Raw genomic sequence first — 14,786 nt, 5'->3', positions numbered from 1 at the left:
TCGATGCGCGCGATGCTGAGTCTGATCGCGATTGCGGCGGTCCTGCTGGATCTGGTGCTCGGCGAGCCGCGACGGTGGCATCCCTTGGTGCTGTTCGGGCACTGGGCGAACGGGCTGGAACGGCGCCTGTGGCAGAACACGCGCACTGCCGGCGTGCTGGCCTGGTCTGCGGCGGTGCTGCCGTGGACGCTGTTGGCCGCGGCGGTGCAGCTCGGTCTGTGGTGGTGGTCGCCGTGGGCAGCGGCCGCGTTTGCCGCGCTCGCCTTGTATGCCGCGCTCGGCCTGCGCAGCCTGGGCGAGCACGCACGACCGGTGATCGCGGCCTTGCAGCACGCCGATCTGGCGGCTGCACGCCTGGCCGTGGGCCACATCGTCAGCCGCGACACCGCTGCGCTGGATGCCACCCAGGTGGCCGCTGCGGCCACCGAATCGGTGCTGGAAAACGGCAGCGATGCGGTGTTCGCCGCGCTGTGCTGGGGCGTGCTGCTGGGCGCGCCCGGTGCGGTGCTGTATCGGCTGTCCAATACGCTCGATGCGATGTGGGGCTATCGCACGCCGCGGCATGCGCGTTTCGGCTGGGCAGCAGCGCGCATCGACGATGCCCTCAACTGGCTGCCGGCGCGCTTGACCGCGCTGACCTACGCACTGCTCGGACACACGCGTGCCGGGGTGCGCTGCGGTTGGCAGCAGGGGGGGCGCTGGAAGAGCCCCAATGCCGGCCCGGTGATGGCCGCCGGTGCCGGTGCGCTGCAGGTGCGCCTGGGTGGCGCGGCGCCGTATCACGGCCAGTGGCAGCCGCGGCCGCCGCTAGGCGAAGGCGCGCCGGCCAGTGCCGCCAGCATCGGCCAGGCGCTGCGGCTGGTGCGCGCCGGGGTGCTGCTGTGGCTGTTGCTGGGACTGCTCGTTAGCGTGCCGGTGACGCCATGAGCCATGATGCGGGCAAGTTCCCGCCATCCCACGCAGTCGATCGCCCCGATGTGACGCCTCCTCATCGACACCAGCAGACCGCCATGCTCGAGCATGGCGGACGGCTGCGCCGCGCCGCACACACCTATGGCCGGCCGGTGGCGCAATGGCTGGACCTGTCCACCGGCGTCAGCCCATTTGGCTGGCCGGTGCCGCCGGTCCCGCCCGAGGCGTGGCTGCGCTTGCCGGAGGACGACGATGGCCTGAGCGCCATCGCGGCCGATTACTACGGTGCCGCCCACCTGCTGCCGGTGGCCGGTTCGCAGGCAGCGATCCAGGCATTGCCGCTGCTGCGCGCGCCGGCCAAGGTGGGTGTGCTGACACCGGGCTACGCCGAGCATGCGCATGGGTGGCGTCGTGCCGGACACGACGTGCGGCCGCTGGCCGCCGATGCGGTGCCGCAGGCGGCTGGCGAACTGGATGTCGTGGTGCTGATCCATCCCAATAATCCCACCGGCGCCCGCTTCGCCATCGACCACTTGCTGGCGCTGCACGCGCAGCTGGTCGACCGCGGCGGCTGGCTGGTGGTGGACGAAGCTTTCATCGATGCGACGCCAGAGCACAGTCTGTGTCCGCATGCCGGTGTCGAGGGACTGGTGGTGCTGCGCTCGGTGGGCAAATTCTTCGGCCTTGCCGGCGCGCGTGCCGGCGTGGTCTGCGCCTGGCCGTCGCTGCTGCAGGCGCTGCATGCCCAGCTCGGGCCCTGGACGCTCAGCGGCCCAACCCGCTGGGTGCTGCGGCAGGCATTGGCCGATCGCGATTGGCAAGCGCAGGCACGCCCACGCCTGCACGCCGCTGCGCAGCGGTTGGCGTATCTGCTACAGGCGCAAGGATTGACGCCCACGGCCGGTACCGCCTTCTTCCAATGGTGCCAGCGCGCAGACGCCGCCGCGCTGCATCACGCGCTGGCGCAGCACGGCATCCTCACCCGGCTGTTCGCCACACCATCCAGCCTGCGCATCGGCCTGCCCGCCGATGCTGTCGGCGAGGCACGGCTAGCGGCTGCATTGACCGAGGTGATGGCATGAGCGCGCGTGTGCTGATGGTGCAGGGCTGCACCTCCGATGCCGGCAAGAGCACGCTGGTCGCCGCGCTGTGTCGCTGGCTGTATCGCCAGGGCGTGGCGGTGGCACCGTTCAAACCGCAGAACATGGCGCTCAATGCCGCGGTCACCGTCGACGGCGGCGAGATCGGTCGTGCCCAGGCGGTGCAGGCGCAGGCCTGCGGCCTGTCACCGTTGATCGACTTCAACCCGGTGTTGCTCAAGCCCAATAGCGATACCGGCGCGCAGGTCATCGTGCACGGCCATCCGGTCGCCACCCTGGATGCGGTGGATTACCACGGCTACAAGCCCACTGCGATGCGCGCGGTGCTGGCTTCGCATGCGCGCCTGGTGGAACGCTACGCGGCGGTGCTGGTGGAAGGGGCCGGCAGCCCGGCGGAGATCAACCTGCGTGCGCACGACATCGCCAACATGGGCTACGCCGAGGCGGTGGATTGCCCGGTGATCCTGGTCGCCGATATCGACCGTGGCGGCGTGTTCGCGCATCTGGTCGGCACCTTGGCGCTGCTGTCGGTGAGCGAACGTGCGCGCGTGGTCGGGCTGGTGATCAACCGTTTTCGCGGCGACCTGGCGCTGCTGCAACCCGGGCTGGAGTGGCTGCAGCGCGAAACCGGCAAGCCGGTGCTGGGTGTACTGCCGTATCTGCACGGCTTGCAACTCGATGCCGAGGACGCGGTGCCGCGCACGCCGCTGGTCAAGCCGCAGGCACGCTTGCAGATCGTGGTGCCGGTCTTGCCGCGGATCAGCAACCACACCGACCTGGATGCGTTGCTGGCGCATCCGCAGGTGCAGGTCCATCTGGTCGGGCCGGGGCAGGTGCCGCTCCCCTGTGACCTGATCGTGCTGCCCGGCAGCAAGTCCACCCGCCAGGATCTGCAGTGGCTGCGGGCGCAAGGTTGGGAGGCGACGATCGCGCGCCATCTGCGCTACGGCGGCAAGCTGCTCGGCATCTGCGGCGGCCTGCAGATGCTCGGCACGCGCATCGATGACCCACAGGGCATCGAAGGCGATGCCGGCAGCAGCGCGGGCCTGGGCTGGTTGGACTTGCAGACCGTGCTATTGCCGGTCAAGCAACTGCGTCGCGTGCGTGGCCGCCTGCTGGTGGGCGAGGCCGCGGTGGAGGGGTATGAGATCCACTGCGGGCGCAGCGAGGGCCCGGCGCTGGCGCGGCCGCTGCTGCAGCTGGACGACGGCCGCCACGACGGTGCCATGTCTGTCGATGGACAGGTGTTGGGCACCTATCTGCATGGGCTGTTCGATCATCCCGCTGCCCTGGCGACATTGCTGGACTGGGCCGGCTTGGCGCAGGCCGCGCCGTTGGATCTGGCTGCGCTGCGCGAGGCCAGTTTCGAGCGGCTGGCCGATGCGGTGGACGCCCACCTGGATACCGCCGCATTGCGCGGCCTGCTCTGTAAGGAATTCCCATGCGACACCTGATCCTGGGCGGTGCCCGCTCCGGCAAGAGCGCGTTGGCCGAACGCCTGGCCGCCGACTCCGGCCTGGAGGTGGTGTACCTGGCCACCGCACAGGCGCTGGATGCCGAAATGGCCACACGCATCGCCCACCATCGCGACCAGCGTCCTGCGCAGTGGCGCTGCGTGGAGGAGCCGATCGCGCTGGCGGCGGCGTTGCAGGCCATCGCCGCACCGGAACGCTGCGTGCTGGTCGATTGCCTGACGCTGTGGTTGAGCAACCTGCTTGGACACGCAGACCCGACGCTCTTCCATCGCGAGCGCGTGGCCTTGCTGGCGACCTTGCCAAGCCTGCCAGGCCAGGTACTGCTGGTCAGCAACGAGGTCGGCCACGGCATCGTTCCGCTGGGCGAACTGACCCGCCAGTTCGTCGACGAGGCCGGCCGCCTGCATCAGGTATTGGCGCAGCAGTGCGAGCGGGTACTCTTCGTGGTGGCTGGGTTGCCGATGGTGTTGAAAGGAGCGCCGTAATGAGCGAGTGGATCCATGGGCCGTGCGCCGCGCCAGACCTGCGCGCGCAACAGGCCGCGCTGGCGCGGCAGGCCGAGTTGACCAAGCCGCACGGCGCGCTGGGCCGGCTCGAACAGCTGGCGGTGCAACTGGCGGCCTTGCAGGGCCAGGTGCGGCCGACCCTGGAGCGAATCTGGATCGCCGTGTATGCCGCCGATCACGGCGTGGCCGCCGAAGGGGTGTCGGCGTTTCCGCAAGCCGTCACCGGCGAGATGGTGCGCAACTTCGCCACCGGCGGCGCAGCGATCGCGGTGCTCGCGCGCACGCTGCAGGCGCACCTGGAAGTGGTGAACCTGGGCGTGGTCAACGACCCTGGCGACCTGCCGCAGGTACGGCGCGCGTGGATCGCCGCCAGCACCGCCAATTTCTGCGAGCAGCCGGCGATGACGCCGGCGCAGTTGCGCGAGGCCTTGGCGGCCGGTGCGGCCAGCGTCGCGCAAGCGCGTGCCAGCCGCAGCCAGTTGTTCGTCGGCGGCGAGATGGGCATCGGCAATACCACCGCGGCAGCAGCGCTGGGCTGTGCGCTGTTGGCGCAGCTGCCGCAGGGGCTGGTCGGGGCCGGCACCGGACTGGATGCCGAGGGGATCAGCCACAAGGCCACCGTGGTGGCGCGCGCACTCGCCGTGCATGCCAACGCGGCGACGCCACTGGAGCGCTTGCGCTGTCTGGGCGGTTTCGAGATCGCGGCGCTGGTCGGTGCCTACATCGCGGCCGCCCAGGCGGGCATTCCGGTGCTGGTGGATGGGTTCATCAGCACCGCCGCGGCACTGGTGGCGACCCAACTCAATCCCGGCGTGCGCGAGTGGTTGCTGTTCGGTCATCGCTCGCGCGAGCGCGGCCATGCGGCGCTGCTGCGCGCGCTCGATGCCGAACCCTTGCTGCAGCTGGAGCTGCGGCTGGGCGAAGCCAGCGGTGCGGCGGTCGCGATCCCGCTGCTGCGACTGGCCTGCGCGCTGCACGCCGGCATGGCCACCTTTGCCGAGGCCGGGGTGCGCGACGCATGAGTACTCGCATCACGTTGCTGCGCCATGGCGACACCGGTCAGCGCAGTTACCGCGGTCAACTCGACGATCCGCTGACTCCGCTGGGCTGGCAGCAGCTGCGCGCCGCCACCGCTGGCGGCAGCTGGGAGGCAGTGGCAACGTCAAGCTTGCAGCGTTGCGCCTTGTTCGCAGAGGAACTGGCGCAGGCGCGTGGATTGCCGCTGCGGCGCGATCCACGCCTACGCGAATATCACTTCGGTCGCTGGCAGGGCGTACCGATCGCCGAGATCGATCGCGACGAAGGCCCCGCGCTAGGCCGCTTCTGGGCCGATCCGGTCGCGCATCCGCCGCCGCAGGCCGAACCATTCGCGGATTTCTGCGCGCGCCTGGCGGCCGCGCTCGACGACCTGGTCGCCGCCCATCCGGGTCAACACGTGTTGGTGGTCACCCACGGCGGTGCCATTCGCGCGCTGCGCTGCATGGTCGAACGGCGCCACTTCGGCAGCATGACCGAGCTGGCGGTGCCGCATGCGTCGCTGCATCCGTTGGCGTGGCCGCCGCTGCCACGCGCGGCGACGTGATCGACGGCCTGCTGGTCGCAATCGGCTTTCTGACCCGCATCCCGGTGCCGGGCTGGGCGTTTGCCCGTTCCGGCGCGGCCGCCCGCGCACTGCCCTGGTATCCACTGGTCGGTCTGCTGCTGGGCCTGTTGCTGCTGGCGTTGGCGTGGTGCCTGCGCGGAACGACGCCGTTGCTCGCGGCCGCGTTGGTGCTCAGCGCCTGGGTCTGGCTGACCGGCGCGCTGCATGTGGACGGCTTGGCCGACATGACCGATGCCTGGGTCGGTGGCCTGGGCGACCGCGCACGCACGCTGGCGATCATGAAGGACCCTGCCAGCGGCCCGATGGCAGTGGCCGCGGTCGTGCTGCTGCTATTGCTCAAGTGCGCCGCATTGGCCAGCTTGCTGCCGCATACGCTCGCCGCGCTATGGCTGGCGCCGCTGCTGGCGCGCGCGGCGGTGGTCGCCGCCTTCCAGAGCACGCCCTACGTGCGCGCCGGTGGCCTCGGTATTGCGCTGGCGGCTGCCGGGCGCGGGCCGGCATGGCTGGCCGTGCTGGGCGCGCTGGCGATCGCCGTCGTCGCCGGTCCACGCCGCGCGCTATTGGCCGCCGTGCTGGTGGCTTTGGTGTTTGCGCTCTGGCGACGCGCTTGCCTGCGCCGGCTCGGCGGCATCACCGGCGATACCTGCGGTGCGTTGGTGGAATTGAGCGAGACGGCGGTGCTGGTGGGGCTGGCGTTGGCAACGGACTGAGCGATTGCGGTGGGCCGCGCGGATGGGCGCGCGCAGCGCAATTGCGCAAGATCGGGACCGCACCGGCGTGCAGGCGCGCCTACGCTAGAGCGGGTTATGTACTTTGAGATGAGATGCGTTGGCCGTCAGCGGTGCGGAGCGGGTGCTGGGTGGCGCCGGCGTGGCTGGCGCCAAGGCAAGCCGCGCGGCGCCCGCTCCGTGCCGCTGACGGCCAACCCTCCGGGAAGCGCCCTGCGGCACGCCGATACCGCGTTGCGCGCCTTGCCCAGGCGGCCAGCCTGGGCCGCGGCGCACGCCTTGTCTCGACGCGCCGCAGGACGCCTCGCACTCACCTCAAAGTGCATAACACGCTCTAGTATCCTCGACCAGGAGCCCTCCATGCCCGCTGCCGCTACCGCTCGCCCAGACCATCATCACCACAGCGTCGTTGCGCGGGTGATCGCGCATCTGCAGGACAGCCTGCGTGCCGGCGCGGCCGTGCCCGACCTGGCCAGCTTGGCGGCGGTGGCGCATCAGTCGCCGCATCACTTCCATCGGGTCTATCGCGCACTGGCGGGAGAAACCCTGGGACAGACGATTGCCCGTCTGCGGCTGAGCCAGGCGTTGCATCTGCTGGGCGAGCCGGACCGCAGCGTCACCGAGATCGCGCTGGCGGTGGGCTACCAGACGCCACAGGCGCTGGCGCGCGCATTCCGCGCCGCGGTGCAGGCCAGCCCCAGCCAGCTGCGGCGCACGCCGGCCCTGCGCGCGGAAAAATTGCGGCAGCTGGCGATGCCGGCACTGCCACGCACCGCAGACGTGCCGTTGCGGGTGAGCGTGCAGATGCTCGATCCCTTGCAGGTGGTCGTACTGCAGCAGCGCGGGCCGTTCGATGCACTGGATCGCGGCTTCGGCCGCATCGCCGGCTGGGCCGAGCGGGCCGGTGCGATGGCGCATCTGCAGGCCTTGATCGGCGTGCCCTTGAGCGACCACCGGGATGTGCCGCCATCGCAGCACCTGTTCGAATGCGGCATGGCCTTTGCCACCGAGGTCGCGCCGCCGGCGCCGCTGCAACTCCGCGTGCTCGACGGCGGCGCGCACGCGGTGTTACGCCATACCGGCAGCTATGCGCTGTTGGAGGACGCGCTCGACCGCCTGCTGGCCGACTGGCTGCCGGCCAGCGGCTACGTCCTGCGTGCCGCGCCGTTGCACTACCTCTACCTGGACGATCCGGAGGTGGTGGCCGAAGCGGATCTGCGTGCCGATATTCGTGTTCCCATCGCGCCCAGCTCCAGCGCTGCATCGGCGTGATCGCGCACGGGCAGGAACAGCATCTGCGGTGGCGGGTGCATCAGAAACTGCTGATGCGAGATGTTCCAGGCATAGGCGCCAGCCAACGGAAACGCCAGGCAATCGCCCGGCGCCAGTGCCGCCACCGGCTGCGCCCGTGCCAGCACATCCTTCGGCGTACACAACTGGCCGACCAGGGTCACGCGCGCATCGCGCAGTACCGGCGCCTGCGTACCACGCAGTACCAGGAAGGGATGATCGTGGCCCTGTGCGGCCGGGGTGCGAAAGTGATGCGTGCCGCCACGCCCGATCGCGAACCATTCGCCATGGCTGCGCTTGAGATCCAGCACCTCCATCAGATACCAGCCGCAGCTGGCGCTGACATAGCGGCCCGGCTCCAGCCGCAGCCGCAGGCCCTCGCCGTGCGCATGCAATAGCGCCGGCAATCCGGTGCAGAACTGCGCCCAGTCGAACGACGCCGCCGGCGCCAGGTAGTCCACGCCGAAGCCGCCGCCGGCATTCACGTGCAGCGGACCAAGCCGGTAGTGCTGCCGCCATTGCTGCACCGTCCGCAGATAGGCGGCGATCAACTCCAACTGGGCGGCGGCATCGCGCTGGTGCGACAGCAGGTGGAAGTGGAAGCCTTCCAGGCGCAGCGACGGGCTGCCACGCAGCAGCTGTATCGCAGCGTCCAGATCGGCTGCATCCAAGCCGAACGGCGAGGGCTGTCCGCCCATCATCAAACGCGTACGTTGTGTCCCCGGGACGGCGATGTTCATGCGCAGGAACACCGGCACCGTGCGCTGCGCCTGAGCCGCAATGGCCGCCAGTCGCTGCAATTCGCCCAGGCTTTCCACGTGCAGCGTGCAGGCCGGCAGCGCAACGGCCTGGGCGAGTTCGCTGTCCAGTTTGCCTGGGCCGCCGAACAGCAACGGCGCCTGCGGTTGCTGGCGGTGCAGCCAGGCCAGCTCGCCGCCAGAAGCGGCCTCGAAGCCGTCGACATGCGGCGCCAGCGTCTGTAGCACAGCAGATTCGGCATTGGCCTTGGCCGCGTAGTACAGCGCGCACTCTCTCGGCAGGCAGGCACGCATCCACGCCGCCTGCCTGTCCAGCGCGTGCAGATCGTAGACATAGGCGCAGACCGGCGCATCGCTGCCGGCACGCAGTCGGGCGAGCGCCTGCGGCAGAACGTCGGCATCGATGCGCAGGCTCATGCCGCCACCTGCGTGCGGACGCTGGGCGCGGCACTGGCGAGCGGGTTGGGCAGGGCGGTGTAGTCGGCCTGGCGGTCGGCGCGTTGCCACAGGCGTGTGCCCAGGTTGTTCTTGCCGGGCAATGGCGCACCGTCGAGCAGGCCTTGCAATGCCGGCTGCACGCCGTGGCGCTGCTGCCAACGCATCGCCAGCTCGCTCACGCATTGCCACAGCCGTGCTTCCAATACGGCATCGCCCTCGGCCAGATGAAAGATCGCCTCGGCCAGATTGTTGACCAGTGCGCAGTACGCCACTCGGTTCCAGGCCTGTTCGGGCGTGTAGTACAGCGATTGCCGCACACGCTCGCCCACGCCGCGCAGCCTTGTGGGTGGCCAGTGCTGCGGCAGCAGCTTGGTGCCTTCCAGATCGCGGATCCACACGCGCGTCGGCCAGCCGTCGGCAAAACCCATGACGGTGTTCTGCAGATGCGGCTCCAGCGCGATCCCGTGCAGGAACAGCGCGCTCCAGACCCCATCGAGCAGCAGCGCGGCATAGGCGCGAAACCACAGCACGGTTGCGCTGGCGTACTCCATCTGTCCTCGGCATAGCCGCCCGATCGCGGCGGCACAGACGCTACGCCCTTCGCCATCGCTGGTGAACAGGGCAGCTGCCACCTGCGGTTGCCAACGCGTCCGCAGCGCCGCTGGCAGCGCTTGTCGATACAGGATGCCGAAGCTCTCGGTGAGCGCGCGCGCGGCCTGCGGATGGGCCGCGTGCAGCGCCGGATCGACCTGAGCCACCTCCAGCGAGGTGGCCGCTGGCTCCAGCATCACGTCGAAGCCGGGAACCTGCGCCGCCAACGCCTGCCAGCTTGGTGCCAGCAAGGTGGTCAGGGCCACTGCGCTTTCCAGTTCGTACCAGGCGTTCTTACGCACGCAGTTGGTCAGCCGGACATGCACCGAGCACTTGAGGAAGTAATCCAACTGCGTGTGGTACAGCGTGCGGACCGACGAGGTCGGCCGCAGCGCCTGCCCCAGCGTGCCGAGCGGTTCGATCAGGCCACGTGCCTGCAACTGTTGCAGCAGCGGGTCGGCGAGCAGACGCGGTGCTTCCCACGGATGGCAGGGGTAGAGGTCGGTGGCGCCGGACAATTGCTGCAGGCTTGCCCGCACGTCGCGGCCTTGCACGCGCAACAGGCGCGGATCGATGCGGAACCAGAACAGCGGGAATTCAGCACGCGCTTCCGGCGCGCAGGCCAGCACCTGCGCCAGATCCACGCCTTCGCGGCTCTTGGGCGTGGGATGCAGGGCGTGCCCCCATAGCAGCGATTGCTCGGCATCGATCAAGGGATCGCCGGTCGGCGTGCTGGCCTGCGCCTGGCGCAGCAGCGCGGCGGTGATGGCCACGCTGTTGGCGCTTTGCGCCAGCAACTCGGGGTTGACCGTCTGGGTCGCGCCGCCCAGTGCCTGCAGCAGGCAACGCGCCAGCGCCTGCGCATCCAGGCTGTGCCAGGCCTGGCCAGGGCGCTTCAGGAACGGCGCTGAGGCGAACCGGCAGCGGCCCAGGCGATCGGCATGGGCGATGCGCACGCAGAGCAGATTGCCGTCGTCCAGCACGATCCGCGCCCAGCGCTGTTCGCCGAGCGCAGCGCCAGGGCGATCGCGCCCGCGGTAGTCCAGGTCGGCGGCGGCGGCCGGCAGGGCGAATTCGCGCAGGTAGCAGTTCAACCAGCAACTGCAGGCCTGCGCGTCGGCCAGGCTGTGACACCAGGCGTCAAGCATCGTGGGCGACGACATCGGCGGATCTCCTCGACGGAAAGGACAGCAGGACGGTCAGTGCGGCCGCGGCCGCGGCCAGCGCGGCGGCCAGGAACGCGGTGGCAGGGCCGGCGGCTTGTGCCAGCGCGCCGGCGACGGCGCCGGCGAGCACGCCGGCCCACTTGCCGCAGGCATCGAAGCGGCCGAACAGGCGTCCGGCACCGCTGCCGCTGGCGACTGCGGCCAAGCGGCCGTTGAGCCCGCGCAAGCCGGCCAACATGCCCAGGCCGAAGGCCAGGCGTGCCAGCGCCAGCGCGCCGGTGTCATGCAGCTGCGCCTGCCAGAGACTGGCCGCAGCGAACAGCAGCAATCCGGGCAGCAACCACGCTTCGCCATCGCCACGCCGCCACCAGGGCAGCACCACCAGATAGACCAGATGCGGCAGGCTGTAGAGCAGGCCGGCCAGTGCGTCATGGCCGGCGCCGCGGGCAAGCGCGTAGGGAATGAAATAGGGGAAGGTCACCACCATCGCGAAGCAGAACAGAAACTGCGCCAGCAGCAGCGCAGGCCAGGCGCTGCCAGTGGCAACAGATGCCCCCTTGTCCGCGGCATGGCCGTCAGGGGTGGACCGTGGGCGCGGCGGATCGGACGGCAACCACCAGGTCAGCGCGAATGCCAGCAGCGGCAGCAGTGCCAGTACGCGATACAGTGCCTGTGCCGGCCCGAAGGCCAGAGCCAGTCCCAGCAGCGCCGGTGCGGTGACCATCGCCAACCGAGCCGAGTACTGGGTCCAGTCGAGCGCACGCGCCAATGGGCCCGCCTGCGGCTGGCTGGCCAGATAGGCATTGGCCGCCGCCAGCGAGCCGCCGCAGGCGCCTTGCACGACCAGGCCCAGCACCAGCCAGCCCAACGACGGCGCATAACCGGCGATCACAAAGCCCAGCGCCAGCCCGAGCTGTGCGCGCAGCAGCGAGCGCTTGCGTCCATAGCGGTCGGCCAGCCGCCCCCAACTGCTGGCCGTCAACGCTGTGCACAAGGTAGGCAATACATACAACACCCCACTCCAGCCCACCGCCGCCGACGGTGCCAGTTCGGCCAGGACCTGCGGCAGGAACAACGGCATGCCGAGCGCGGTGAACGCCGCCAGATAGTGCGCCGCGAGCACTGGGCCGAGAACACGCCTCATCGTCCCGCTCCGGCCTGGCGGCGCGGCATGCGTGTGGCGAACGTCTCGCCAAAGGGATTCGGCGCGCTGTCGCCGTAGAACTTGTTGATGTCGGCGGCGCCGGTCTGCGCCTTGCTGAGCAAGCTGCCAGCGCTGAGCAGGTATTTCACCGGCAAGCGCGGCGCCGACAGCACTGTGCGCGCAGGCGTGGTGTCCACGCCCTCTGCCTCCAGTGCCTGGATCGCCGTTGCCAGCTGTGCCTGTAGCTGTGCCTGTAACGGCCCGCGCAGTGCAGGTTGCCAGTCGGCCAGGCCTTCGAGCACCGCTTGCAGGTCCAGCTGCAGGATGATGGTGCAGAACATCCGCGCCAGCGCCTGTTGTTCGTCCACCGCGATGCGCGCGTCGTGCAGCGGACCCAGCGCCTCCACCGCAGGCACTTGCGCGCGGAGTTGCGGCAAGTGCACGCGGGCGGCGTCGTTGTCCTTCATCAACAGGCGTGGTGGCTGGCCATCGGCGTACACCAGCACGCTGTTTTGCTGATTGGCTTCCAGGGCGATGCCGTAGCGCAGCCACAGGCGTAGATGCACGCCCAGCAGCAGCGCGCAATAGTCGCCCCACCAGGCCAGCAGGTCGCCGCCGGTGACGCGATCGGCCAGATGCAACGCTAGCGGCCGGCCGTCGGGCATCGGCGCACACAACGCGGCCACCGGCACCAGGGTGAGGCCGTCCAACGGCGGATAGCGGCGCAGTAAATACGCCAGGTGACGTGCCTGCGCGACATGGCCGCCGTGCGCTTCGTCGGCATGCAGGCAGCGGCCGCGCAGCGCGGGGTCCTGTGCATCGATCAGGCGCAGCACGCGCTCCAGCCAATGGCCGTCGTACAGCGTCGACGGCTTGATCAGGCGCAGGTTGAGCGCGCCCAGGGTGCGCATCGGAATCGGCAGTTTCAGGTGCAGCTGCGGATGCTGCAGCGGCACGACGGTGCGTACCGACAGCGTGGGGCGCACCTCCAGGTAGCTGCGCGGTGCCTGCCAGCTACCGTCCGGCAGCGCGAACTCCGGCTGCTGCAGGCGCGCCCACACCAGCGGATGCACCGGCCAGGCGATATGGCTATCGGCCAACGACGCCGGCAGGCCCAGGCGGGTGAAATCCGGCCATAGCGACGGTTCGATCGGCGAGGTGAGGCTGGCGTGCTGGCGTGGGATCGCCAGCCACTGCAGGGCGAAGCTCGGTGCGAATTCGGGCGCATAGCGGCGGACTGCCTCCGCTTCCAGGCCGGCCTTGGCGCGCGCGGTGGGGTAGAACGGATGATCGCGGTAACTTGCCAACTGATCGCAGCGGTACGCGCGCTCGGCGGCATCGGGATGGGTCAGCGCCTGCATCAGCGCCGGCGACTGTGCTGCGAAGGCCTCGCGTGCGAGTGCGCGATGCACGGCTGCGCAGTCGGCTTCGTCGGCGTAAGCGCGATGCAGCTGTTGGGTGTCTGTGTCCAGGCCAGTGGCCATGCGCTGCAGCCAGGCTGCCGTCCCTTGTTCACGCTCGATCCGATCGGCGTGCTGGACCAGCCAGCGGTCGTCGCAGGCACTGAGCGGCTGCAGGCAACCTTGCCAGCGTACCGGCAGCCACACGGTGCCACCGGGCACGTGGTCGATCCGCCACCAGCCATCGTGCGGATGTGGTTGCGGCCACTGCGCCAGGACCTCGCTGTCGGGAACGGCGGCGCGACCGCGGCTGACGATGCCGCGCAGGTCTTCGCGCAGACAGGCATCGATGATGCGGATGGCGATATAGCGACGATCCTCGGGCAGGCTCATGCGCGCAGCTCCGCGCTGTCGATGCGCCAATGCAGGCCGGCCTCGGCCTGCGCCAGTGCCTGATCCAATGCCGAGACATCGTTGGCCAGCACGCTGAGCGCGCCCAGATAGTCCTTGTTGGAGTGGCTGAGCCGGATCTGTTCGCCGGGCGCCCGCAGGCGCCGGTACTGCGCCACGCTGTGCGCGTCGTGCAACTGACCGTCGCTGCTGGCCGCGACCAGTTCGCCTTCGCGGTCGGCCACGTAGTAGCGCAGCACGGCCTGCGCGCGCGTAGGCTGCAAGGTCGGCAATGGCAGCCCCAGATGCGGCGCCAGTGCGGCGGCGAACCAGTGCTGGCCAAACATCGCATCGAGCAGGAATTCGCGACGGTCGCCGATGCTGCGGTAGTTGATCTCCACCAGCACCGGCCCGTCGGCGGTCAGGATGAATTCGCTGTGGCAAAGCCCGAAGCCGACGCCGAAGGCGCGCAGCTGCGCCAGCGCCTGCGCCACCACCGGGGTGTCGGTGCCCCCATCCCAGCGCGCTTCGCACTCGATGAAGTGCGGTGGCGGCGACAGCTGCACCCGGAAGCCGCCCAGCGCATGCAGGCGTTCGCCATCGCCCAGCGTCTCCAGGGTGAACAACGGACCCTCGAGCATGCCTTCCAGCAGCACCGTGCGTTGCGGCTGGCGTTGCCAGAAGTCATCCAAATAGGTGCGCAGCTGTGCTGCGTCGGCGCAGTAGCGCACGTCCAGACTGGCGACGCCTTCGCGCGGCTTGGCCACCACCGGCCACGGAATGTCGGCGGGCAATCCGCTGTCGGGCGTTACGCTGCAGAACCAGGGCGCCGGCAGACCCCGTGCCCGCAGCCGCTGCCGCATCGCCGCCTTGTTCTTGGCCGCATGGCAGACCTGCCAGTCCTTGCCGGGCAGGCCCAGGCCGGCGGCGACCAGCGCGGTACTGGTCTGCAGATGATCGCTGTTGCTGAACACCCCCGCGGGCCGGATGCCGCTGTCGTGCAGCAGATCCAGCACGCCGAGCGGATTGAACACATCGCACTCGATCACCCGCTGCGGCGCATGCGCTGGCTGATTGCGGAAGTAAGCCAGATGGTCGTGGCGATGGTCGGTCAGCAACCAGACCGGCACGCCCAGCCGGTGGGCGGCGGGCAGGAAGCCGTCGGTGACGGCCGGGTGGCAGACGTGGGCAAGGATCACCAGCGGTACAGTGGGGAGGACGTTCATGGCAGCTCTCGTTCGACAGGACGGTAAGGACACACCGATGTGGAAACGGGCTGCCTGAC

Annotated in this window: 13 protein-coding genes; 8 read left to right on the top strand and 5 right to left on the bottom strand. The window is 69.8% G+C overall.

The genetic code is table 11. From position 1 onward, the window contains the following. The first annotated feature begins 12 nt into the window (after window positions 1-12). The 8 genes from cbiB to CKY51_RS01500 all read left to right on the top strand — a co-directional run bounded on the left by cbiB (window position 13) and on the right by CKY51_RS01500 (window position 7,596). Window positions 13-927 carry an adenosylcobinamide-phosphate synthase CbiB gene (gene cbiB, locus CKY51_RS01540; RefSeq protein WP_152248773.1) on the top strand — a complete coding sequence of 305 codons (915 nt, stop codon included), beginning with the start codon at window positions 13-15 and terminating at the stop codon, window positions 925-927. Between the two features lie 83 nt (window positions 928-1,010). Beyond that, the gene (gene cobD / locus CKY51_RS01535; RefSeq protein ID WP_022970702.1) at window positions 1,011-1,994 is read left to right on the top strand and encodes a threonine-phosphate decarboxylase CobD; all 984 of its coding nucleotides are present in this window, start codon (window positions 1,011-1,013) and stop codon (window positions 1,992-1,994) included. Next, on the top strand, window positions 1,991-3,466 hold the full coding sequence (locus CKY51_RS01530; protein WP_022970701.1) for a cobyric acid synthase: 1,476 nt from the start codon (window positions 1,991-1,993) through the stop codon (window positions 3,464-3,466). Before cobD ends, CKY51_RS01530 begins: the two co-directional genes overlap by 4 nt. Then, window positions 3,454-3,972 (top strand): bifunctional adenosylcobinamide kinase/adenosylcobinamide-phosphate guanylyltransferase, encoded by a 519-nt coding sequence (gene cobU, locus CKY51_RS01525; protein ID WP_022970700.1) that lies wholly within the window; start codon window positions 3,454-3,456, stop codon window positions 3,970-3,972. Before CKY51_RS01530 ends, cobU begins: the two co-directional genes overlap by 13 nt. Beyond that, entirely contained in the window at window positions 3,972-5,015 is a 1,044-nt protein-coding gene (gene cobT / locus CKY51_RS01520; protein WP_022970699.1) for a nicotinate-nucleotide--dimethylbenzimidazole phosphoribosyltransferase, read from the top strand. The genes cobU and cobT overlap by 1 nt, the downstream gene beginning before the upstream one ends. Continuing rightward, a complete protein-coding gene (locus CKY51_RS01515; RefSeq protein ID WP_022970698.1) occupies window positions 5,012-5,575 on the top strand; it encodes a histidine phosphatase family protein in 564 nt (187 codons plus the stop codon). The genes cobT and CKY51_RS01515 overlap by 4 nt, the downstream gene beginning before the upstream one ends. After that, window positions 5,572-6,306, top strand: coding sequence for an adenosylcobinamide-GDP ribazoletransferase (locus CKY51_RS01510; RefSeq protein ID WP_031338323.1), 735 nt, complete (start codon window positions 5,572-5,574; stop codon window positions 6,304-6,306). Before CKY51_RS01515 ends, CKY51_RS01510 begins: the two co-directional genes overlap by 4 nt. 378 nt (window positions 6,307-6,684) lie before the next feature. After that, window positions 6,685-7,596 (top strand): AraC family transcriptional regulator, encoded by a 912-nt coding sequence (locus CKY51_RS01500; RefSeq protein WP_152248771.1) that lies wholly within the window; start codon window positions 6,685-6,687, stop codon window positions 7,594-7,596. On the opposite strand, the gene CKY51_RS01495 is transcribed toward CKY51_RS01500, so the two are convergent. Genes CKY51_RS01495 through CKY51_RS01475 form a run of 5 tightly spaced genes read right to left on the bottom strand, consistent with a single transcriptional unit; the run spans window position 7,503 to window position 14,727 of the window. After that, a complete protein-coding gene (locus CKY51_RS01495; RefSeq protein ID WP_022971186.1) occupies window positions 7,503-8,789 on the bottom strand; it encodes a type III PLP-dependent enzyme in 1,287 nt (428 codons plus the stop codon). The genes CKY51_RS01500 and CKY51_RS01495 overlap by 94 nt on opposite strands. Further along, window positions 8,786-10,564: an IucA/IucC family protein gene (locus tag CKY51_RS01490; RefSeq protein WP_022971185.1), complete on the bottom strand. Its 1,779-nt coding sequence runs from the start codon at window positions 10,562-10,564 to the stop codon at window positions 8,786-8,788. The genes CKY51_RS01495 and CKY51_RS01490 overlap by 4 nt, the downstream gene beginning before the upstream one ends. Beyond that, entirely contained in the window at window positions 10,542-11,711 is a 1,170-nt protein-coding gene (locus tag CKY51_RS01485) for an MFS transporter (protein ID WP_152248770.1), read from the bottom strand. Before CKY51_RS01485 ends, CKY51_RS01490 begins: the two co-directional genes overlap by 23 nt. Continuing rightward, window positions 11,708-13,504, bottom strand: coding sequence for an IucA/IucC family siderophore biosynthesis protein (locus tag CKY51_RS01480; protein ID WP_022973797.1), 1,797 nt, complete (start codon window positions 13,502-13,504; stop codon window positions 11,708-11,710). Before CKY51_RS01480 ends, CKY51_RS01485 begins: the two co-directional genes overlap by 4 nt. Then, window positions 13,501-14,727 carry an ATP-grasp domain-containing protein gene (locus CKY51_RS01475; protein ID WP_022973798.1) on the bottom strand — a complete coding sequence of 409 codons (1,227 nt, stop codon included), beginning with the start codon at window positions 14,725-14,727 and terminating at the stop codon, window positions 13,501-13,503. The genes CKY51_RS01480 and CKY51_RS01475 overlap by 4 nt, the downstream gene beginning before the upstream one ends. Window positions 14,728-14,786: the final 59 nt, after the last annotated feature.

This window comes from Xanthomonas maliensis, assembly GCF_009192945.1.
In the GTDB taxonomy this organism is placed as follows: Bacteria; Pseudomonadota; Gammaproteobacteria; order Xanthomonadales; family Xanthomonadaceae; genus Xanthomonas; species Xanthomonas maliensis.
This window is presented reverse-complemented; position numbering and strand designations above follow the sequence as displayed.